Source organism: Roseomonas sp. TS2 (assembly GCF_058833935.1).
On the sequence record NZ_JCACVY010000064.1, the window covers coordinates 1 to 21,574 of the forward strand.

Sequence of the window (21,574 nt, forward strand, 5' to 3'; positions counted from 1 at the left end):
AGACGGTGGTGCCCTGGCACGCCGTGGCCGACGCCGCCGGCGCCGCCGCCCTGGCCCGGGCCTTCCGCGACGCGCCGCGCTCCCGCCAGAGCTGGAACGCCATCGGCGACGCGCTGGACCACGCCGCCGCGCTGATCGGCGCCTGTCCCTTCGAGGCGACGCGGGCGGTGATCGACCTCTCGGGCGACGCGCCGGACATGCGCGGCCACCGCCCCGCCCCGGAAGCCCGCGACGCGGCCGTGGCGGCCGGCATCACCATCAACGCGCTGGCAATCCTGGAGGGCCGGCCGGGGCTCGAGGAGACCTATGCGCGGACCGTGATCGGTGGCCCCGGGGCCTTCGTGATGGCCGCCTCGGGGCGGGAGGACTTCGCCCGGGCCCTGCGCGCCAAGCTGGTGCGCGAGATCGCCTGAATTTCAGATTCGGAACAAAAGTTAATTTAACCCTTGCGGGGCAAGGCCTTAGCGCGAATCGCGGCGGCTTTTTTTGTTGGGATCGTTCACCGGTCCGTGCTAGCGAAGTTTCCATGACGTCCGCGACCCGCAGGGTGGTGCCCCCGCACCGCCCACGCCCCGCGGCGTTCCCGTGCCAGCAGGCACGGAGCGCCTCATCGCCCCGCCCCAGGGGCGCCCACGCAAGACCCCGAAAAGCACCACCAAGACGGTGGCCGGGGCTCATCCTGGGAGCCTTCCTGCTGGGAGCTCCCGCCCTGCTGTCCACGCCGGCCATGGCGTCCGGGCCCCGTTCGGCCTGCCTTGCCGCCGCCCGGACCGCGGAGAAGAAGCACGACCTGCCGGAAGGCCTGCTGGTGGCCATCGCGCTGGCGGAATCGGGGCTGCATGCCCATGCGCTGAGCGTCGGCGGCCGCGCCTATTACCCGGAGAGCCGGTCCGAGGCGCGGGCCATCCTGGCCGGCGCCAAGGCCAGCCAGGCCGTGATGGCGGGCTGCCTGCAGGTCAACACCCGGGTGCATGCCAGCGCCGGGCAGGACTGGCCGCTGGATGCCGCGCGCTCGGCGGATTGGGCGGCGGGCTATCTGCGCCGGCACTACAACAATTCCGGCAACTGGGCGGATGCCCTGCGGCGCTGGAATGGCGGCGGCCCCAACGCCGAGAAGCTGGTCTGCCGTGTCGAGGCGAAGCTGCAGGTGGTGCGGCCCGGCCACCGCATCCTGGGCAACCCGGCCTGCGGCAAGACCCAGGCGGCCCGCCTGCGCCGCGACGCCCAGGCGCATCTGGAACTGGCCGAAGTCAGCGACTGAACGGCCGCGCGGGCGCCGGGCGGCACCGTCCGGGGCCATCTCCCGCGCAACGGGAGATGGCCCCGCGGCCTCAGCTCTGCAGCCAGAACTTCAGCGCCGAGGCGGCGGCGATGACCCACACCGCGCCTCCCACCTGGCCGGCGCGCCCCGCCACCACCTTCACCAGCGCATAGGCGATGAAGCCGAGGCCGATGCCGGTGGCGATCGAGAAGGTGAAGGGCATGGCCAGCGCCGTGACGATGGCAGGCAGGTATTCCGTGGTGTCGTCCCAGGCGATGTCGCGCAGGCTCTGGGCCATCAGGCAGGCCACCAGCACCAGCGCCGGCGCCGTGGCGAAGGCCGGGATGGAGGTGGCGAGCGGCGCCAGGAACAGCGTCAGCAGGAACAGCGCGGCGACGGTGAGCGCAGTGAGGCCGGTGCGGCCGCCCGCCTGCACGCCGGCGGCGCTCTCGATGTAGCTCACCGTGGTGGAGGTGCCGAGCGCCGCGCCGATCATGGCGCCACCGGAATCGGCCATCAGCGCGCGGCCGAGGCGCGGCACGGAGCCGTCCTTGTTCATCAGCCCGGCGCGGTGGGTGGTGGCGATCAGCGTGCCGGCATTGTCGAGCAGGTCCACCAGGAAGAAGGTGAAGACGATGCCGACCAGGCCGAGGCCCAGCGCGCCGGCCAGGTCCATCTGCAGGAAGGTGGGCGCCAGCGAGGGCGGCATGGCGAAGACGCCCTGGAACGTCGTCAGCCCGAAGGGGATGCCGAGCAGCGCCGTGGCCAGGATGCCGATGACGATGCCACCGGTGACGCCGCGCGCCACCAGCCCGGCGATGAGGATGAAGCCCAGGCAGGAGAGCAGCGTGGCCGGCTCGCGGAAGGAGCCGAGGCCCACCAGCGTGGCCGGGTTGTCCACCACCAGCCCCATGCCGCGCAGCCCGATTAGCCCGAGGAAGAAGCCGATGCCGGCGGCGATGCCGAGCTTGAGGGAGAGCGGGATGGCGTTGATCAGCCATTCGCGGAAGCCGGTGACGGAGACGGCGAAGAAGATGAGGCCGGAGATGAACACCGCCCCCAGCGCCACCTGCCAGGAGATGCCCATGCCCCCCACCACGGCGAAGGCGAAATAGGCGTTCAGCCCCATGCCCGGCGCCAGCGCCACGGGGTAGTTGGCCAGCAGCCCCATCAGCGCCGAGCCGATGGCGGCGGCGAGGCAGGTGGCGACGAAGGCGGCGCCATGGTCGATGCCGGCGGCCGCCATCATGCCGGGGTTGACGACGACGATGTAGGCCATGGTGAGAAAGGTGGCGAGGCCGGCCATCATCTCCCGGCGCGGTGTGGTGCCGCGCTCGGCCAGCTCGAAGAAACGTTCCAAGGCGGGGGTGCTCCGCGTGATGCTGTGATGCAGCATCCTACCGGCGGTCACGAGGCCTTCACAATTGCCGCCGCGCGGATACGCAAAGGGCCGGCGGAGCAAAGCCCCGCCGGCCCTTCGGCTGACCCCATCGCCACCCGCACCAGGGCGGAGCGGGATCTCTCCCCTCCCCACCCTGGCCGGCAGCCGACGGAAAAATCAGACGGAGTAGTACATCTCGAACTCGACCGGGTGCGGGGTGTGCTCGAAGCGATACACATCCTGCCACTTCAGCTCGATGTAGCTCTCGATCTGGTCCTTGGAGAACACGTCGCCGGCGAGCAGGTACTCGTGGTCGGCAGCGAGGGACTCCAGCGCCTCGCGCAGCGAGCCGCACACCGTCGGGATGCCCTTCAGCTCCTCGGGCGGCAGGTCGTACAGATCCTTGTCCATGGCCTCGCCCGGATGGATCTTGTTCTTGATGCCGTCGAGGCCGGCCATCAGCATGGCGGCGAAGGCCAGGTAGGGGTTCGCCGTCGGGTCGGGGAAGCGGACCTCGACGCGCTTGGCCTTCGGGTTCGTCGCATACGGGATGCGGCAGGAGGCCGAGCGGTTGCGGGCCGAGTAGGCCAGCAGCACGGGGGCCTCGAAGCCCGGGATCAGGCGCTTGTACGAGTTCGTGCTGGGGTTGGTGAAGGCGTTCAGCGACTTGGCATGCTTGATGATGCCGCCGATGTACCACAGCGCGTAGTCGGACAGGTCGGCATAGCCATTGCCCGCGAAGAGCGGCTTGCCGGCCTTCCAGATCGACTGGTGCACGTGCATGCCCGAGCCGTTGTCGCCGTAGATCGGCTTCGGCATGAACGTCGCGGACTTGCCGTAGCTGTGGGCGACGTTGTGGATCACATACTTGTAGATCTGCATGTGATCGGCCTGCATCACCAGCGGACCGAACTTGGTGCCCAGCTCGTGCTGCGACTGCGCCACCTCATGGTGGTGCTTCTCGCCGGCGACGCCCATCTCGATCATGGTGGACAGCATCTCGGCGCGCAGGTCGACCTCGCTGTCGACCGGATTCACCGGGAAGTAGCCGCCCTTGACGCCCGGGCGGTGGCCCATGTTGCCTTCCGGATAGTCCTTCAGGCTGGCGCCGGGGCCCTCGATGCTCTCGAGCTGGTAGATGCCGTAATTGCCGCCGGTGCCGAACTTCACGTTGTCGAAGATGAAGAACTCGGCCTCAGGGCCGAAGAAGGCGGTGTCACCGATGCCGGTGGAGGCCAGGTAGGCCTCGGCCTTCTTGGCGGTCGAGCGCGGGTCGCGGCTGTAGGCCTGGCCGGTCGAGGGCTCGATGATGTCGCAGAACAGGATCAGCTGCGGCTTCGCGGCGAACGGGTCCATGCAGGCGGACTCGGCGTCCGGCATCAGGATCATGTCGGACTCGTTGATCGCCTTCCAGCCGGCGATGGAGGAGCCATCGAACATGATGCCGTCGGTGAACATCTCCTCCTCGATGGTGGAGACGTGCTGCGCGGTGTGCTGCCACTTGCCGCGCGGGTCCGTGAACCGGAAATCCACGTACTCGACGCTGTTCTCCTTGATCATCTCCATGACCTTGGAGACGGCGCTGGGCGCTGCGGTCTTCTTCGCCATCGTGTGCGGTCCTGTTCCCCTAACGACACTCATCGTCGGTATTAGACGGGCCGGGGCCCTTCCCCCGTCCCGTTCGGCGGCGCGCGCGCCATGCGCGCGCCCGCCAGTGCTGCGCCGCCCGCCGCCGCGCGCCGGTCAGGCTGCGGCGGAGGGCGGAATCCCCATGGTCAGACCGCGTCCTCGCCCCGTTCACCGGTGCGGATGCGGATGACCTCATAGACATCCGAGACGAAGATCTTGCCGTCGCCGATGCGGCCCGTGCGGGCGGCGGCCTGGATGGCCTCGATCGCGCGCTCGGCGAGATCGTCGGCGCAGACCACCTCGATCTTCACCTTCGGCAGGAAGTCGACGACATATTCGGCGCCGCGATACAGCTCGGTGTGGCCCTTCTGGCGCCCGAAGCCCTTGGCCTCGACCACGGTCAGGCCCTGCAGCCCGATCTCGTGCAGCGCGTCCTTCACCTCGTCGAGCTTGAAGGGCTTGATGATCGCCTCGATCTTCTTCATCGGCTCCGTTCACGGACCGCCCCGCTGGGGTGCGCGGTCCGTCCTTCCTTCCTCCCGGGTTTCCGCCCTGCTGCTGGCTGATCCGTCTCCGGATCATCCGACCTGGGCGGCGGGCGGCTCGCCTGCTGTGTCGCACGCCCCAGGCCAGCCCGGCAATGGCGTGCGAAGGGTTTTTGGCGGGGTCCAGGCCACGCTTCGCCTGCATCGCAGGCACCCTGCCCGCGGAAGTGGCAGCCATGCACAGCATCATGGTTGCACCCACCGGCGCGCCCCACCATTATCCGCCTCCGCCCGGGGCCGGGGCGCGGGGGAGGCTTCCCCTGGAGCAGCGGGCCGCGTCGTCCCCGCCCCGCGCGCGGGACCCCTGTTGGACAGTGCATTCCGCCCATGAAGCCGCAGAACGACCTGCTCTCCGCGACCGGCACCACCGTCTTCACCGTCATGTCGGCGCTCGCCATGCAGCATGGCGCCATCAATCTCGGCCAGGGCTTCCCGGACTACGAGGGTCCGGAGGATGTGGTGCGCGCCGCCGCCGACGCGTTGCTCGACAACCGCAACCAGTACCCGCCGCTGACCGGCCTGCCGGAGCTGCGCCGTGCCGTGGCGGCGGCGAACCGCCGCTTCTACGGGCTGGAGATCGACGCCGATTCGGAGGTGATCGTCACCTCCGGCGCCACCGAGGCGCTGACCGCCTGCCTGATGGCCGTGCTGAACCCGGGCGACGAGGTGGTGCTGCTGGAGCCGCTCTACGACACCTACCTGCCGGTGGTGAAGCTGCTGGGCGCGGTGCCGAAGCTGGTGCGCCTCAGCCCGCCGAAGTGGGAGCTGCCGCGTGCCGAGCTGGCCGCCGCCTTCGGCCCGAAGACCAAGGCGATCCTGCTCAACTCGCCGATGAACCCGGCGAGCAAGGTGTTCACCGCCGCCGAGCTGACCTTCATCGCCGATCTGTGCCAGCGCCACGACACCTACGCGGTGTGCGACGAGGTGTATGAGCACCTCACCTTCGATGGCTGGCGCCACATCCCGCTGATGACGCTCCCCGGCATGCGCGAGCGCTGCATGCGAATCGGCTCGGCCGGCAAGACCTTCAGCCTCACCGGCTGGAAGGTGGGCTACATCACCACCGACCGCGGCCTGGCGCCCAACGTGGCCAAGGCGCACCAGAACCTCACCTTCACCACCCCGCCCAATTTGCAGCGCGCCGTGGCGGTGGGGCTGGCAAAGGACGACGCCTATTTCGAGAGCCTCTCCACCGACCTGCAGGCCAAGCGGGACCGGCTGGCCGAGGGGCTGGCGGCGCTCGGCTTCGGCGTGCTGCCGGCGCGCGGCAGCTACTTCGTCACGGCCGACTTCACGCCGCTCGGCTTCGCCGGCGACGACATCGCCTTCTGCCGTCACCTGACCGAGGTGGCGAAGGTGACGGCGATCCCGGTCTCCGCATTCTATCCGGGGCCGGACGCGCCGAAGCACTTCGTCCGCTTTGCCTTCTGCAAGCGGATGGAGGTGCTGGAGGAGGCGCTCTCCCGCCTCGCCGCCTGGAAGGCGGCGCACGGCCCGGCCAGCCTCGCCGCCGCTGGCTGAAGGCCCGCGTCAGAGGGCGAGCTGGTCTCGCCCCAGCGCCTTGGCCTGGTAGAGCCGGTCGTCGGCACGGGCCATGGCGTGCTCCAGCCCGGCCTCGCCGGGGGCCACCATGGTCAGCCCCAGGCTGACCGTGTAGGGCGGCAGCCCCGGCCCGCCGGCCGCCACCGCGCCGCGCATCCGCCGGGCCAGGAGCTGCCCATCCTCGGCCGAGGCATGCGGCAGCACGGCGACGAACTCGTCGCCGCCCAGCCGGGCCAGCCACCCTCCTTGCTCCGCCGCCAGCGCCGCCGCCCGCGCGGCCAGAGAGGCCAGCACCGCATCTCCCGCCGCGTGTCCGTGCCGGTCGTTGATCGACTTGAAATGGTCGATGTCGATCAGGATCAGCGCGGCGCCGGCCACGACCAGCCCAGGCCGCTGCGCCTCCAGCCCGGCGCGGTTCCAGGCGCCGGTCAGCGGGTCCCGCAGCGCGGCCTCGCGCAGGGTCTGCTGGGCGCGCTCGCCCGGCATGGACAGCAGGCCGAGATACAGCACCGCCAGCAGGAGCTGGTCGGACAGCATCGGCAGCAGGGCCGCGGCATTGAGCCCCGCCGCGCCATCGAACTCCAGCAGGATGGCGACGACATAGCCCGGCACATAGCCGAGCATCGCCAGCCCGGCGATGCGCCGGCCGCGCCATCCGGCGCCGCCCCCGCGCAGCAGCACCCAGCCCACCAGGCAGACGCCAGCCAGCAATCCCAGCGTGCCGCAGATCCGGCCGGCCTGAGGCATCGGCAGCGGAAGCCCCCACGCCGCCAGCCAGAACGGCGCGGAATAGGCCAGGGCGCAGCCCAGCAGCGGCAGCAGCATCCAGGCGGCGAAGGGCCGCTGTCCCTCGAACACCCGGGCGCCGCTGATCAGCAGCAGGTTGCTGCCCACCAGCGAGGCGAAGAACAGGCTTCCCGGCCATGGCGGCAGCGTGTCGGTGAAGAGCTGGAAGCCCAGCAGCACCGCCGTGTAGAGCGCCGAGCTGAGAGCCCAGTGCAGCAGATGATCGTCTTCCCGGCGGCCACGCCAGAGGACCAGGAAGACCGCCGTGAAGGCTATGCTCAGAAGCAGGCTGCACAGGCGAACCGTGCTGACATCAGGCAGGGGAAACATTGTCCGGGCGGAAGGTCTGAAGCGGTTTCGGCAGCTTGTAGCATGGCTTCGTCAGGGCCCGCTGCCGCGGCTTCCTGTTGCAGCATCGCATGGACCTTCCGGGTCACATGTCTGCCCTGCAGCATGGCGTGCCGGCCACAGGGGCGGCCGCTGGCGGAGCCCCGCCGGGATTGCTAAGCAGCGCCGCGCCAGACCCGGCGCCACGCACCGACCTTACCGATAAAGAAAGCAAAGTCAGATATGTCGAAGGCCTTCATTTCCCAGGTCATCCAGGATTCCACGGGCTGCACCGGCGTCGCCGCCAATCGTGCCGCCGGTGACCTGATTGCGGCCATCGTCAAGGAAATGAAGAAGAATGGCGGCTTCACCCTGCCCAGCTTCGGCACCTTCGCCGTGCGCAAGACCAAGGCGCGCAAGGGCATGAACCCCCGCACCGGCGAGCCGGTGAAGATCAAGGCGGGCAAGACCGTCCGCTTCAAGGCCTCGCCCAACCTGAAGAAGGCGGTCTGACGGCAGGCCGGGCGGGGAGGCTCCTCCCCCCGCCCGCCAGCCTCAGGCCACCCGCCGGCCGGCAGGGCCGCGCAGCCGCGCCACCAGCCGCAGCACCCAGGGCGCGCCCAGCCCGAGCAGCGTGACGCCGATCAGCAGCAGCGCGATCGGCCGGCCCAGGAAGCCCAGCACCCAGCCATCCTGGAAGATCAGCAGCGACTGCTTCAGCGATTCCTCGAGCAGCGAGCCCAGCACCAGGCCCATGACCAGCGGCGCCGGCGAGAAGCCGTGGCGGCGGAACAGCAGCCCCACCACGCCGAAGAACAGCATCAGGTAGACCTCGCCCATCGACTGGTTCGGCCCGTAGGCGCCGATGACCGACAGGACGAAGACGGCCGGCCACAGCAGCGCCGGCGGCACCATGCTGATGCGCGCGAAGAGCTTCGCCGAATACAGCCCCAGCACCAGGTAGATGAGGTTGGCCGCCAGCATGGAGGCGAAGACGGCGTAGAGCAGCGTCGGCTGCTCGTTGAACAGATGCGGCCCCGGGCGCACGCCCTGCACCACCAGCGCCGCCAGCATGATGGCGGTGGTGGAGCTGCCGGGGATGCCGAGCGCCAGGGTCGGCACCATGGCGCCGCCGACGGCCGAGTTGTTGGCCGCCTCCGGCCCCGCCACGCCCTCGATCGCGCCATGGCCGAATTCATGCTTGTGCTTCGACCAGCGCCGCGTCTCGTTGTAGGAGACCAGCGCGGCGGTGGTGGCGCCGAGCGCCGGCAGCGCGCCGATGAAGGTGCCGAGGCCGCTGCCCAGCACGATGCTCCTGGCGCATTTGCGGAACTCCGCCATGCCGGGGATACGCACGGAATCCAGCTTCAGCAGCTTGCCCAGGGAATGCTGGCGGCTGGCCTGGTCGAACATCTCCGCCAGCGCGAACAGGCCGATCAGGACAGGCACGAAGCCGATCCCGTCCGTCAGGTCGTAGAGGCCGAAGGTGAAGCGCTCCACCCCGGTGGTCAGGTCGATGCCGACCGTGGCGAGCGCCACGCCGAACGCCGCGGCGATGAGGTTCTTCACCGGGGAATCGCCGCCCACCGCCGCGCACATCGAAAGGCCGAACAGCGCCAGCGCGAAGTATTCCGGCGGGCCGAAGCTGTAGGCCGCCCGCGCCAGCAGCGGCGCCGCCACGATCATGACGATGACGCTGAAGATGCCGCCGATGGCGCTGGCGACGGCGGACATGCCGAGCGCCAGCCCCGCCTCGCCCTTCTCCGCCATCTTGTAGCCCTCGAGCGCCGTGGCCGAGGCCGAGGGGTCGCCGGGGCTGTTCACCAGGATGGCGGTGATCGAGCCGCCGAAATTGGCGCCGCAATACACCGCGCCCATGAAGGCGAGCGAGGCGATGGGATTGATGCCGATGGTCAGCGGCAGCAGCAGCGCCAGCGTGGTGCTGCCGCCGATGCCGGGCAGCGCGCCGACGAACACGCCGAGCAGCGTGCCCGCCACCGTCATGCCGAGGATGAAGGGGTCCGCCAGGACCGCCATGCCGCTCAGGAAGGCTTCCATGTCCGTGCGCCCCGCTCAGTTGAACAGCATGTCGCCGAGCAGGCCGCCCGGCAGGGTGAGGCCGAACACGCGCACGAAGAGCAGCCAGAGGCAGAGCACCATGCCGCCGGCGCTGGCCAGCAGCACGCCGGGGCGCCGCTCCCCCCACAGCCAGCCCACGCCGACCATGAAGGCGAACATGGCCACCAGCATGCCGGCCAGCGCCAGCACCACCAGGAAGACCAGGCAGGCGGCGAAGGTGGCCCAGCCGCAGCGGTTGATGGCGGGCAGCGCCTCCTCCTCCGCCGGGGCGGGCTGCAGCGCCAGCACCAGCGCCAGCAGCAGGATGACGAAGCCCACCAGGCGCGGGAACTCGCTGGCGCCCATGCCTTCCATCAGCGCCGCCGGCACCGCGTCGAAGCTGAAGGTGCCGGCGAGGAAGGCCAGGGCGACGGCGGCCACCGCCAGCGCCACGCGCCGGTCCCGCCACAGGAAGGGGGTGGGGCGGCTCACCGCGCCAGCCCCAGCTCGGCCAGCGCCTCGCGGCTGAGCGCCTGGTACTCGGCGAGCTGCCGCGCCCAGCCCTCGGCACCCGCCACGCTGTCGGCCGACTGGCCGGAACTGGCGAGGTAATTGCCATAGGCCGGCGTCCGCATGGCGCGCACCAGCCCCTCGCGCAGCTTCGCCACGCGGTCCTCCGGCGTGCCCTTCAGCACGCAGTAGCCGCGCGCCACCGTGGCCGAGAAGTCGATGCCGGCCTCCTTCGCCGTGGGCGTGTCCGGCAGGGCGGCGATGCGCGCGTCGGAGAGCACCAGCAGCGGGCGCACCTCGCCGGCGGTGATCTGCGATTCCGCCTCGGCATAGTTCAGCAGGCCGATGTCGATGTTGCCGCCGACCAGGTTCACCACGATGTCGCCGCCGCCGCGGAACGGCACGGCGGAGAGCGGCTGCAACGCCGCCGCGCGGGCGAAGCCGAAGCTCGCCACATGGTCCAGGCTGCCCACCGCCGTGACGCCGATCTTCAGCGAGCGGCTCCGCCCCTGCTCGCGCAGCGCGTCGGCCGAGCGCAGCGGGCCGCCGGCCCGCACCATCACCACCTGCGCGTCCGCCGTGCCGCGCGCCAGCGGCACGAGGTCGTCGAACTGCACCGGCAGGCGCATGCGCAGCATGGTCAGGATATGGCTCTGCGTCACCAGCAGCAGGGTGTGGCCGTCCTTGGGGCGGCTGGCGGCATAGGCCAGGGCGGCGGCGCCGCTGCCGCCGGTCTTGTTCACCACCGTCATCTCGCCGCCCAGTTCGGCCGGCGCCTGCATCATCATCATGCGGGCGGTGATGTCGGTGCCGCCGCCGACGCCGGCATGGGTCACCACCTCGATCGGGCGCTGCGGGAAGCCCGCCGCGCGCGCGGGGCGGATGAAGGGGGCGGCGAGCAGCGCCCCCCCGAGCCCGGAGAGCAGCGCGCGGCGGCGCCAGCCGGCATTCGCGCCAGGGAGGGCGTCACCGCGCGCCAGGGCCTCGATCTTGTCCATTTTTCCTCCTCGGCCCTGCCGCGTCGGCCGCGCGGCTGTGGCCTTTTACTGTCCCGATGGGGCGCAGCCTGTGGCCCCCAACATTAAACTGTCAACAGTTGGTAGCATAGAAAAGGCCGCGCCCTCCTGAAGGGCGCGGCCCCGGCCGGCGCGGCTTACTGGTCGCGCCAGGGCTTGCGGGCCCACATCTCCTTCAGCCGCGCATCGAGGCCCAGCACCGTCTTGCGGTACTCGTCGCCCACCATGCCCTTCACCGGCAGCACCACGCGCTCGGCATCGGCCAGGAACTGCGGGTCGGACAGCGCGGCGCGGAAGGCGGTGACGAGCTTGTCCCGGATCTCCGGCGGCAGCCCGGGCGGAGCGACGACGCCGCGCTGCGCGCCGGCCACCACCTTCACCCCCTGCTCCGTCAGCGTCGGCACGTCGGGCATGGAGGGGTCGCGCTGCGCGCCGGCCTGGGCCAGGCAGCGGAAGCGGCCGTCGCGGTAGCCCGGCCCGCCCTCGCTGACATTGAAGCAGCCGAGATCGAGATGCCCGCCGAGCACCGCGGTCTGCAGCGGCGCGGCGCCGTTGAAGGGGACATGGCTGAAGCTGACGCCCGGCACCGCCTGCTCCACCTCCAGCATCACCAGATGGTCGTCGGAGCCGATGCCGGTGGTGCCGAAGCTGAGGCCGCCCGGGTCCTTCTTCGCCCGCTCCAGCAGGTCGGCCAGCGACTTGATGGGCGAATCCGCCTTCACCCACAGCCCACCCGGATCGTCCACCACGTTGGCGATGTAGGTGAACTCATCCACCTTGTAGCGGACGGGCCGCTCGAAGGGGATGGTCATCATCGCCGGTGAGGTGACGGCACCCAGCACATAGCCATCCGGCTTGGCATTGAAGGTGGCCTCCATGCCGATCTGGCTGCCCGCGCCGGGGCGGTTCTCGACGACGAAGGTCGAGCCCGGCAGGTGGCGCTGCACATGCGGCAGGATCACGCGCGCCATCTGGTCCACCCCGCCACCGGGGGGGAACGGCACATACACCACGATCGGGCGCTCGGTGGGCCAGGCGGCGGCGCTGGCCGGGCGGACGGCCAGCGCCGCCACACCCAGGGCCGCGAGGCTGCGGCGGGTGATGGTCATGATATCTTGTCTCTCCTTCCTCCCGTCCCTGGTGGCGCCCGCCCCCTCTTGGTGGAGGGCGTGGCGCCGGGCCGGGTTCAGCTCTTCTTGCGGCTCGCCTCGTAGCGGGCCTTGTTCTCGGCGTTCGGCGGATACAGGCCAGGCAGTGAGGCGCCCTGCTCCACCTCGCCCATGATCCAGCTCTCCTGCGCCTCCTGCTCGGCGGCGAGGTCCGCGATCTCCTCGACCAGCGCGGCCGGGATCAGCACGGCGCCGTCATCGTCCACGACGACGACATCGTTCGGGAACACGGCGACGCCGCCGCAGCCCACCGGCTCCTGCCAGTTGATGAAGGTGAGGCCGGCGACCGAAGGCGGCGCCGCGTTGCCCTGGCACCACACCGGCAGCCCGGTGCCGATGACGCCGGCGCCGTCGCGCACCACGCCGTCGGTGATCAGCGCCGCCACCTTCCGCTTCGCCATGCGGGCGCAGAGGATGTCGCCGAAGATGCCGGCATCGGTGCAGCCCATGGCGTCCGCCACCACGATGACGCCCTCCGGCATCGCCTCGATGGCGCTGCGGGTGGAGATCGGGTTGGACCAGGAGGCCGGCGTCGCCAGGTCCTCGCGGGCGGGGACGAAGCGGAGCGTGAAGGCGCGGCCGACAAGGCGCGGCTGGCCCGGCTTCAGCGGGCGGGTGCCGCGCATCCACACGTTGCGCAGGCCCTTCTTCAGCAGCACCGTGGTCAGCGTGGCGGTGGAGATGCCGGAGAGGGTCTCGATGATCTTCGGATCGAGGGCTGCGACTTCGACGGACATGGGCATGGACCTCAGATGCTGGCGATCAGCCCGCCATCCACGCGGATGACGGAGCCGTTGATGTAGGAGGCGCGGGTGGAGGCGAGGAAGGCCACCGCGTCGCCATATTCCTGCGGCTCGCCATAGCGGCCGGCGGGGATGGAGCCGGTGCTCTCGGCCTCGACCTGCGCCACGTCCCGCCCCTCGCGCTTCGCCTTCTGCTCGTCGAGGAAGCGGATGCGGCTGGTGGCGATGCGGCCCGGCAGGATGATGTTGGCGGTGATACCGTCCCGCGCCACCTCGCGCGAGAGGGTCTTGGACCAGCCCAGCAGCGTCGAGCGCAGCGCGTTGGAGATGCCGAGGTTGGGGATCGGCGCCACCACGCCCGAGGAGGTGCTGGTGACGACGCGGCCCCAGCCGGCGGCCTTCATGCCCGGCAGCACGCGGTCCGTCAGCGCGATGACGGAGAGCACCATGGCGTTGAAGTGCTTGGCCCACAGCGCCGGGTCCTGGCCCGCGGCGGGGGTGGGCGGCGGACCGCCGGTGTTGTTCACCAGCACCTGCACCGGGCCAAGCTCCGCCTCGATGCGCGCCACGTTGGTCTCGATGGCGGCGAGGTCGGCCAAATCCCATTCCAGGGTGATGGCTTCCGCCCCCAGCCCCTTCACCTCGGCGGCGATGCGCGCCAGCCCCTCGGCGCTGACATCGGCCAGCGCCAGCTTCGCGCCCTCGGCGGCCAGCGAGCGGGCGATGGCGCCGCCCAGGCCGCCACCGGCGCCCAGCACCAGCGCCACCTTGTCCTTCAGGCCCAGATCCATCGGCCTTGTCCTCTTGCAGTCTGTCGGGGTGCAGTCTGGCAAGCGGGGGAAGGACAGAAAACCCTTCCTTTCCTGCTTTCGGACGATAGATTTCCTTTACAATGGACACGCGCTTCCTCGACAGCTTCGTGGCCGTGGTGGAGGAAGGCTCGATCGCCGCCGCCGCGCGCCGCCTGCACCTGACGCCGGCCGCCCTCTCCCAGCGCATCCAGGCGCTGGAGGCGGAGATGGGCGCCACGCTGCTGCTGCGCGCCGGCCGCACCGTGGCGCCGTCCGAGGCCGGGCTCGCCATCCTCGACCGCGCCCGCGCCCTGCTGCGGGAGGCGCGCGACCTGCGGGCGCTGGCCACCGCCGGGGCGCTGGCGGGGGAGCTGCGGCTGGGTGCCATCGCCACGGCGCTCACCGGGCTGGTGCCGGCCATGCTGGCGCGGCTGGCCACGCGCTACCCGCAGATGGAGACGCACATCTCCCCCGGCATCTCGGCCGATCTCTACCGCCGCGTGCTGGTGGGCGAGCTGGACGCGGCCTTGATCGTGCAGCCGGAATTCGCGCTGCCGAAAAGCTGCGAATGGCGCTTGCTGCGGGAGGAGCCGCTGGTGGTGCTGGCTCCCGCCGCCCAGGCCCAGGCCGAGCCGCATGCCCTGCTCGCCGCCGAGCCCTTCATCCGCTACGACCGCAACCAGTGGGGCGGGCGGCTGGCCGACCGCTACCTGCGCGCCGCCCACATCGCGCCGCGCGAGCGTTTCGAGCTGGATGCGCTGGACGCCATCGCGGTGATGGTGGGGCGCGGCCTCGGCGTCTCTCTGGTACCGGATTGGGCGCCGCCCTGGCCGGTGGGGCTGGAGATCGCGCGCCTGCCCCTGCCCCGGCCCTTCCCGCCCCGGCGCATCGGGCTGCTCTGGATGCGGGGGGGCACGCGGGCGCGGCTGGTGCGGGCGTTTCTGGAGAGTTAGAAGAAAGACGTTCTTTTTTGGAAAAAAGAACCAAAAAACTTTTGCCAGTTGGCGGCACGCTGGCGGAGAGCGCAGCGCCAAACTGACAAAGTCTTTTTGCTTCTTTTTCTTCAGAAAAAGAAGATTCTTTCCTTACGCTTCCTTCAGCCGCGCCAGCAGCGCCTGGATGGGATGGCGCAACTGCACCCCATCGAACCGCTTCACCTGGCTGCGGCAGGAATAGCCGCTGGCCAGCAGCGCCTCGCCCCGCTTCGCCACATGACCGCGCCAGGAGAGATCGTAGATGCGCTCCGAGGTGTCACGGTGCTCCGCCTCGTGCCCATAGGTGCCGGCCATGCCGCAGCAGCCCGAGGCCAGCACGGCGAGCGGCGCGCCGAGCCGCGCGAACACCGCCTGCCATTCCTTGAGCGAGGCGGTGGCATTGGTCCGCTCCGTGCAATGCGGCAGCAGGGAGAAGCCCCCGCCCTGGGGCAGCTCGGGCAGCAGCTCCAGGCGCCTGGCCAGCCATTCCTGCGGCAGCAGCACCGGCGGCACGGGAATGCCCTTGTATTCGGAGCGGTAGGTCAGCGTCATGGACGGATCGAGGCCGACCAGTTCCACCCCGCTCTCGGCCAGGGCGCGCAGCATGGCGGCATTGGCCTCGGCCTGGCGGCGGAAGGCGCCGAGGAAGCCATGCACATGCAGCGGCTTGCCGTTCGGGCGGAAGGGCGCCAGCCAGGGGGTGAAGCCCATGGCCCGCAGCGCCGCCAGCAGGTCCAGCACCAGCCCCGTCTCGAAATGCGTGGTGAAGGCGTCCTGCACCAGCACCACGTGGCGCCGGCGCTCCGCCTCGCCCAGGCCGCGCAGCGCCTCGGGCGTCGCGAGGCGCACGCCCTGGGCGGCGGCCTCCCGCACCAGGTTGCGCCCGCTGAACAGCGGCGCGTCCACCAGCCCGCCCTTCGCGGCCAGCGCGCGGCCGATCCTGCTGCCCAGCACCGCATTGGCCAGCCCCGGCACCCGGGCGCCGAGCGGCAGCACCTGCTCGATCATGCCCACCAGGTAGTCCTTCAGCGGGCGCTGGTAGCGGCCGTGGTAGATCTCCAGGAACTTCGCGCGGAAGCTCGGCACGTCCACCTTGATCGGGCATTGCCCGGTGCAGGACTTGCAGGCGAGGCAGCCATCCATCGCCTCCTTCACCGCGTGGGAGAAATCGTCCTCGCCGCGGCGGCGCGCCCGCTCGTTGCGGATGCGGGCAGGCAGGCCGGAGAGGAAGGAGGTGCCGCGGATGCGCTCCGCCTCCGCCATCGGGTCCACCCCCGCGGCGGAGAGCTGGCGCAGCCATTCGCGGAACAGGCTGGCGCGCCCCTTCGGCGAATGGCGGCGGTCGCCCGTCGCCTTGTAGGAGGGGCACATCGCGTCCTGCGTGTCGTAGTTGAAGCAGGCGCCGTTGCCGTTGCAGTGCAGCGCATCGTCATGGGCGGCGCGCACGGGGGCGGGGATGGTGCGGTCGAGCTGCCCGCGCATCGGCACGCGGTCGATCGCCAGCAGCGCCTCGCCATCGGGGGCCGCGATCTTGCCGGGGTTGAGCTGGTTGCGCGGGTCGAAGGCGGCCTTGATGGCCTGCAGGCTCGGGTAGAGCGGCCCGAACACCTCCGGCACGTATTCGGAGCGCACGCCCTTGCCGTGCTCGCCCCAGAGCAGCCCGCCATATTTCCGGGTGAGGGCGAAGACCTCGTCGGTGATCTCGCGGATCATCCGCTCCGCGCCCTCGGCCTTCATGTCAAGCGCCGGGCGGACATGCAGCACCCCGGCATCGACATGGCCGAACATGCCGTACTCCAGCCCGCGCCGGTCCAGCGCGGCGCGGAACTCGCCGATGAAGTCGGCGAGGTTCTCCGGCGGCACGGCGGTGTCCTCGACAAAGGCGATCGGCCGGCGCTCGCCCTGCATGTTGCCGAGCAGGCCGACGCCGCGCTTGCGCATGGCCTGGATGCGCTCGCCCGCCGCATCCCACGCCACGGTGTGCCCGCGCCGCCCGAGGCTGCGCCCCTCGGCGGCGAGGCGCTCCTCCACCACGCCGAGCTTGGCCTGCACCTCCGCCTCGCTGTCGCCCACGAACTCGATGAGGTTGATGCCGGCGGCGGCGCCTTCCGGATCGTCCGGCAGGTATTCGGCGATGCTGGTCCAGACGATGTCGCCGCGCGCCAGGCCCAGCACCTTGGAATCGACCGTCTCCACGGAGGCGGCGCCGAGCGCCATCAGCACGCGCGCGTCGCGCAGCGCGGCGTCGAAGCTGTCGTAGCGCAAATTGATCAGCGCGCTGCGCTTCGGGATGGGCAGCACGCGGATGCGGGCTTCCGCGATCATCGCCAGCGTGCCCTCGGAGCCGCAGAGCAGCGAATTGAGGTCGAACCGCCCTTCCCCGTCGCGGATATGGGCCAGATCGTAGCCGGTGAGGCAGCGGTTCAGCGGCGGGAAGCGCTCGGCGATGAGCTGCGCCTGCTCGCGCGCGATGCCGTCCGCCACGCGGTGGATGGCGCCCACCATGTCCTGCCGCCGCGCCACCGCCGCCAGCGCCGCGTCGTCCATCGGCCGGCTCTCCCAGAGGGTGCCGTCCATGAGCACCACCGTGAGGCCCAGCACATGGTCCCGCGTCTTGCCGTAGAGGCAGGAACCCTGGCCGCAGGCATCGGTGGAGATCATGCCGCCGAGCGTCGCGCGGTTGCTGGTGGAGCATTCGGGCGCGAAGAACAGGCCAAGCGGCTTCAGCGCCGCGTTCAGCGCGTCCTTCACCACGCCGGGCTCGACGCGCACCCAGCCCTCCGCCGCGTTGATCTCCAGGATGCGGGTCATGTGGCGCGAGACATCGACGACGATGCCATCGGTCAGCGACTGGCCGTTGGTGCCGGTGCCGCCGCCGCGCGGCCCGATGGCGAGGTGGTGGAAGCGCGGGTCCGCCGCCACCTTCGCGATGCGCTGCAGATCCTCGGCGCTGCGGGGGAAGACCACCGCCTGCGGCTGGCGCTGGTAGATGGAGTTGTCGGTGGCCATCACCACCCGGTCCGCCGCGCCGGAGGAGAGATCGCCCGAGAAGCCGCGCAGCCGCAATTCATCCAGGAAGGCCAGGGCGGGCGCGACCGGGGCGGGCAGTTCGGCGAGGCGGGGGATCATCGGGGATTGGCCTTTCACGCGCGGGGAGGCAGCCCGGCCCGGCCCGATGGCCCGCCCGGCTGCCGCCCCTGTCATGCCACCGCACCGGAAAAAGAGAAGAGGCCGGGCGCGGATTTCAGCCCTGCCCGGCCAGCAGGGCGCCTGTTGTTACTCGCCCTTCCAGACGGGCGGGCGCTTGTTGAGGAAGGCGTCCATGCCCTCGCGGAAATCCTGGCTCATGTAGCACATCAGCACCAGGTCCTTGCCCTCCTCGGAGGAAATGGCCGGGCGCAGCCGGGCGATCGCCTCCTTGGTGGCGCGCAGCGTCAGCGGCGCGTTGCCGGCGATGGTGCGGGCCAGCTCCTCGGCGCGGGCCTGCAGGTCGCCGCCCTCCGGCACCACCTCGTGCAGCAGGCCGATCTCCTTGGCCTCGGCCGCGTCCAGCAGGCGGGCCGTGAAGATCATCTCCTTGGTGCGCGAGGGGCCGATCAGCGAGACCAGCCGCGAGAAGGCGCCCATGGAGAGGATGTTGCCGAGCGTCCGCGCGATGGGGAAGCCGAAGCGGGCGTTGCTCGCACCCACCCGGATGTCGCAGGAGGCGGCGATGGCGCCGCCGCCGCCGGTGCAGGCGCCGTTGATCGCCGCGATGGTGGGCTTGGGGCAGGATTCCAGCACCGTGATGATGCGGCTGATCCGCTCCTCGTACTGGATCGCGTCCTCCGGCGTCTTGAAGGCGCGGAACTGGTTGATGTCGGTGCCCGCCGCGAAGGCCTTGTCGCCAGCGCCGGTCAGGATGATGGCGCGGATCGACTTGTCCTCCGCCACCTCCTGGCAATAGGCGGCGAGGCGCTCATACATCTCGAAGGTGAAGGCGTTGCGCGCCTGCGGGCGGTTGAAGGTGACGCGGGCGATGCCGCCTTCCAGCGTCTGGAAGAGAATGTCGTCGTTGCCGCTCATGCCGGTTGTTTCCCTGTCGGGCCGGCGCCGCCGGCCGTTTCCTCGTGCGGTCGGGCGGCCATGCCGCCATTCCTTGCGGTAGTCTTACGGGCAGGCGCGAAGGCTGTAAACAATCAACACCTGACAGTTCCGGGGCACCGCTTCGCCACGGTGGCGCGAAACAGCCCTCCCGCCAAGCTGGCGCCCGTGTGATGGTGCATTGCATCGCGCATCATGCGGTCCATCTCCGCGCAGAGCGCGGAGCTTCCCGCCTGCGCCAGCCAGGAGACACTCCGTGACCGGTTCCTCTTCCCTGCAACGCTTCGCGCCACACGCCCTGGCTGCCTTGCGCATCATGGCCGCCCTGCTGTTCATCGCGCACGGCACGCAGAAGCTGCTCGGCTTCCCTGCCCCGCCCTCCAGCGGCACGCTGCCGGCGGCCTTCACCATGGCCTGGACGGCCGGCATGCTGGAGCTGTTCGGCGGCCTGCTGGTGCTGGTGGGGCTGTTCACCCGGCCGGCCGCCTTCGTGCTGTCGGGGCTGATGGCCTTCGCCTACTTCCTGGCGCATGCGCCGCGCAGCTTCTATCCGGTGCTGAACGGGGGCGATGCCGCCATCCTGTTCTGCTTCGTGTTCCTCTACCTGGTCTTCGCCGGCCCCGGCAGCCTCAGCATCGACGGCCGCCGCCGCTGAGAGGGCGCCGCCAGGAGAGGTGCCACCTCTCCTGGACGGTCCCGCCGGCCTCAGAAGCCCTCGGGCTCCAGCAGCACCACCGGCTCGCCATCGCCCAGCACGCCCATGCCGCCCACGCCGGGCAGGCTGGCCAGGGCCGGGTGCAGCGGGCGCAGCAGCAGGTCCGACCGGCGGCGCACCCGGTCCACCCGCAGCGCCAGCAGCCGCCCGCCCGAGCGCACCAGCACCGCCACCCCTGCCCCGCCCGGCCCCGCATCCTCCGGCAGGCCCAGCAGCGCCGAAAGCGCGCGCGGCTCGGCCTCCACCGGCAGGCTGCCCGCCTCCACCACGCCCTGCACCCGCGCCGCCGGCAGGGCATAGGGATGGCCGGCCACCTCCACCAGCAGCACGCTCTGGATCGAGGCCGTCAGCGGCAGGCGGAGCAGGAAGGCGGTGCCCTCGCCGGGCCGGCTTTCCACGCCCAGCGTGCCGCCGGCGCGGCGCACCGCCTCCTGCACCACATCCAGCCCCACGCCGCGCCCGGAGGTCTCCGTCACCCGCTCGGCGGTGGAGAAGCCGGGACGGAACAGCAGCGCCTGCACCTCCGGCTGGGAAAGCCGCGCCGCCCCGGCCTCGTCCACGAGGCCCTGCGCCACCGCCCGCCGCAGCACCCGCCCGGCATCGATCCCCGCCCCGTCATCGGCGACGCGCACCAGGATCTCGCTGCCCTCCCGCGCGGCGGCGACGCGCAGCAGCCCGCGCTCCGGCTTGCCCGCCGCCCGCCGCGCCGCCGGCCCTTCCAGCCCGTGGTCCACCGCATTGCGCACCAGATGCAGCAGCGGGTCGGAGAGGATTTCCACCAGGCCGCGGTCGATCGCCACCGCCTGCCCTTCCAGCAGCACCTCCACCTGCTTGCCGCCCGCCTGCGCCACGGTGCGCGCGACGCGGGGCAGGCGCGACAGCAACGTGCCGATGGGCACCACGCGCAGCCCCATCACCGCCTCGTCCAGCCGGCGCAGCGCCAGGCCGACGCGGCTCTCCAGGGCTTCCAGCGCCTCCTGGCCCTGGCGCAGCCGCTCCATCTCGGCCGCGAGGCGCGGCGCGGCATGGGGCGGCAGCGAGGATTCCAGCCCCGCCAGCCGGCCCAGCGCGGCGCGCGTGCCGCCCTCCCGCACCACCTCGGAGAGGGAGAGGACGGCCGCGCCGAGTTCCGCCTGCAGGGCGATGATGTCGTCCACCGTCTCCTGCCGCACCCGCAGCGTCACCGGGCCGGCGGCCTCGGCCTCCGCCGCGGGGGCGGCCTCGGGCAGTACGGCGATCTCCCGCAGCACATGGCACCCGGGGTCCAGCAGCGCCGCCTGTTCCGACAAGGCGGGAAGGCCTTCCTCGCTGGCCAGCAGCAGCTCCAGCACGGGTGGCTCGGCACCGGCGGGGTTGTGGCTGGCCAGCACCTCGCCCTTCCGGCGCAGCCAGTCGCCCGCCTGCTCCTCCAGCGCCGCGTCCACGCCCAGCGCCAGCCGCGCCAGGAACAGCCCCCGGCCCGCCGCCCGGGCCGCCAGGGCGCGGCGCCGCGCCTCCGCCCCCATGACGGGGAGGAACATGGCCGGCAGGCCCGATTCCGTCTCCTCCTGCGCGGGATCGGGCGGGAGGGGAGCGGCGTCGCGCCGGCCGTGCAGCATGGCGGCGGCGGCCTGGGCCAGGGCGGCGGTGGCATCGGGCTCGGCCGCGCGGTCGGCCAGGTCTTCCAGCACCAGCAGGCGCTGCTCCAGCGCGTCCTCCCCCAGGGCGGCGGCCATGGCTGCGGCCTCCTGCGCCGCGCCGGCCACGGCGCCGGGCGCGGCTCCCGCCTCCAGCGTGGCCAGCAGCGGCTCCAGCCATGCCTCCTGGGTGCCCCGCAGGGCGACCGGAAGTTCCTCGGCTCCGGCGGCCTCGCCGGCCAGGGTGCTCAGCCGCTCCAGCTGCCGGCGCAGGCGGCCGAGTGCCGCCAGCCCCGCCCCGCCCTCCGCCAGTGCGGCGAATCCGGCGGCCAGACGGTGCAGCCCGAGCAGCGCCGCGCCTTCGGAGAGGGCGGCGGCCTCGCGCCGCGCCGCGAGGTCCGGCGCCGGTCCCGCCAGCGCCGCCAGCA

The 21,574-nt window shown here is 71.5% G+C and carries 19 protein-coding genes; 6 read left to right on the top strand and 13 right to left on the bottom strand.

Translation table 11 applies throughout. The annotated features are described in order from the left end of the window. Window positions 1-413: DUF1194 domain-containing protein (locus tag ACZJYS_RS12095; protein WP_493178375.1), on the top strand; the 413-nt coding region annotated here is incomplete at its 5' end. Between the two features lie 314 nt (window positions 414-727). After that, window positions 728-1,261: a transglycosylase SLT domain-containing protein gene (locus tag ACZJYS_RS12100; protein ID WP_493178379.1), complete on the top strand. Its 534-nt coding sequence runs from the start codon at window positions 728-730 to the stop codon at window positions 1,259-1,261. Window positions 1,262-1,331: 70 nt separating this feature from the next. Here the strand turns inward: ACZJYS_RS12100 and ACZJYS_RS12105 are convergent, their stop codons facing one another. The 3 genes from ACZJYS_RS12105 to ACZJYS_RS12115 form a co-directional block, all read right to left on the bottom strand. Next, on the bottom strand, window positions 1,332-2,621 hold the full coding sequence (locus tag ACZJYS_RS12105) for an NCS2 family permease (RefSeq protein WP_493178382.1): 1,290 nt from the start codon (window positions 2,619-2,621) through the stop codon (window positions 1,332-1,334). Between the two features lie 198 nt (window positions 2,622-2,819). Further along, window positions 2,820-4,250 carry a type I glutamate--ammonia ligase gene (glnA, locus tag ACZJYS_RS12110; RefSeq protein ID WP_109517654.1) on the bottom strand — a complete coding sequence of 477 codons (1,431 nt, stop codon included), beginning with the start codon at window positions 4,248-4,250 and terminating at the stop codon, window positions 2,820-2,822. 167 nt (window positions 4,251-4,417) lie between these two features. Then, window positions 4,418-4,756, bottom strand: coding sequence for a P-II family nitrogen regulator (locus tag ACZJYS_RS12115; protein WP_109517653.1), 339 nt, complete (start codon window positions 4,754-4,756; stop codon window positions 4,418-4,420). 387 nt (window positions 4,757-5,143) lie between these two features. Here ACZJYS_RS12115 and ACZJYS_RS12120 point away from each other — a divergent pair, with 387 nt between their 5' ends. After that, complete coding sequence (locus ACZJYS_RS12120; protein ID WP_493178388.1) at window positions 5,144-6,337, top strand: aminotransferase; 1,194 nt, start codon at window positions 5,144-5,146, stop codon at window positions 6,335-6,337. 9 nt (window positions 6,338-6,346) lie between these two features. On the opposite strand, the gene ACZJYS_RS12125 is transcribed toward ACZJYS_RS12120, so the two are convergent. Then, on the bottom strand, window positions 6,347-7,474 hold the full coding sequence (locus ACZJYS_RS12125) for a GGDEF domain-containing protein (protein WP_493178391.1): 1,128 nt from the start codon (window positions 7,472-7,474) through the stop codon (window positions 6,347-6,349). 240 nt (window positions 7,475-7,714) lie between these two features. Between ACZJYS_RS12125 and ACZJYS_RS12130 the strand changes: the two genes are divergently transcribed. Then, window positions 7,715-7,984, top strand: coding sequence for an HU family DNA-binding protein (locus ACZJYS_RS12130; RefSeq protein WP_109517650.1), 270 nt, complete (start codon window positions 7,715-7,717; stop codon window positions 7,982-7,984). A gap of 42 nt (window positions 7,985-8,026) precedes the next feature. Here the strand turns inward: ACZJYS_RS12130 and ACZJYS_RS12135 are convergent, their stop codons facing one another. The 6 genes from ACZJYS_RS12135 to ACZJYS_RS12160 form a co-directional block, all read right to left on the bottom strand. Further along, window positions 8,027-9,529, bottom strand: a complete 1,503-nt coding sequence (locus ACZJYS_RS12135; RefSeq protein WP_109517649.1) for a tripartite tricarboxylate transporter permease — start codon at window positions 9,527-9,529, stop codon at window positions 8,027-8,029. A 15-nt stretch (window positions 9,530-9,544) separates the two neighbouring features. Further along, entirely contained in the window at window positions 9,545-10,021 is a 477-nt protein-coding gene (locus ACZJYS_RS12140; protein ID WP_493178396.1) for a tripartite tricarboxylate transporter TctB family protein, read from the bottom strand. Continuing rightward, a complete protein-coding gene (locus tag ACZJYS_RS12145; RefSeq protein WP_493178400.1) occupies window positions 10,018-11,037 on the bottom strand; it encodes a Bug family tripartite tricarboxylate transporter substrate binding protein in 1,020 nt (339 codons plus the stop codon). Before ACZJYS_RS12145 ends, ACZJYS_RS12140 begins: the two co-directional genes overlap by 4 nt. A gap of 155 nt (window positions 11,038-11,192) precedes the next feature. Further along, window positions 11,193-12,164, bottom strand: a complete 972-nt coding sequence (locus ACZJYS_RS12150) for a Bug family tripartite tricarboxylate transporter substrate binding protein (protein WP_493178404.1) — start codon at window positions 12,162-12,164, stop codon at window positions 11,193-11,195. 77 nt (window positions 12,165-12,241) lie between these two features. Continuing rightward, window positions 12,242-12,961, bottom strand: a complete 720-nt coding sequence (locus ACZJYS_RS12155) for a ribonuclease activity regulator RraA (protein ID WP_109517645.1) — start codon at window positions 12,959-12,961, stop codon at window positions 12,242-12,244. Window positions 12,962-12,972: 11 nt separating this feature from the next. Continuing rightward, window positions 12,973-13,758 (bottom strand): SDR family oxidoreductase, encoded by a 786-nt coding sequence (locus ACZJYS_RS12160; protein ID WP_379633925.1) that lies wholly within the window; start codon window positions 13,756-13,758, stop codon window positions 12,973-12,975. 101 nt (window positions 13,759-13,859) lie between these two features. On the opposite strand from ACZJYS_RS12160, the gene ACZJYS_RS12165 reads away from it, so the two are divergent. Then, window positions 13,860-14,711, top strand: coding sequence for a LysR family transcriptional regulator (locus ACZJYS_RS12165; RefSeq protein ID WP_493178408.1), 852 nt, complete (start codon window positions 13,860-13,862; stop codon window positions 14,709-14,711). A gap of 132 nt (window positions 14,712-14,843) precedes the next feature. Here ACZJYS_RS12165 and ydiJ read toward each other — a convergent pair whose 3' ends face one another. Then, complete coding sequence (ydiJ, locus tag ACZJYS_RS12170) at window positions 14,844-17,861, bottom strand: D-2-hydroxyglutarate dehydrogenase YdiJ (RefSeq protein WP_493178410.1); 3,018 nt, start codon at window positions 17,859-17,861, stop codon at window positions 14,844-14,846. A 147-nt stretch (window positions 17,862-18,008) separates the two neighbouring features. Beyond that, the gene (locus ACZJYS_RS12175; RefSeq protein ID WP_109517641.1) at window positions 18,009-18,797 is read right to left on the bottom strand and encodes an enoyl-CoA hydratase/isomerase family protein; all 789 of its coding nucleotides are present in this window, start codon (window positions 18,795-18,797) and stop codon (window positions 18,009-18,011) included. Between the two features lie 274 nt (window positions 18,798-19,071). Here ACZJYS_RS12175 and ACZJYS_RS12180 point away from each other — a divergent pair, with 274 nt between their 5' ends. Beyond that, window positions 19,072-19,470 carry a DoxX family protein gene (locus ACZJYS_RS12180; RefSeq protein ID WP_109517640.1) on the top strand — a complete coding sequence of 133 codons (399 nt, stop codon included), beginning with the start codon at window positions 19,072-19,074 and terminating at the stop codon, window positions 19,468-19,470. Window positions 19,471-19,520: 50 nt separating this feature from the next. Here the strand turns inward: ACZJYS_RS12180 and ACZJYS_RS12185 are convergent. Continuing rightward, a partial coding sequence (locus tag ACZJYS_RS12185) for a chemotaxis protein CheA (RefSeq protein WP_493178417.1) occupies window positions 19,521-21,574 on the bottom strand: 2,054 nt, incomplete at its 5' end.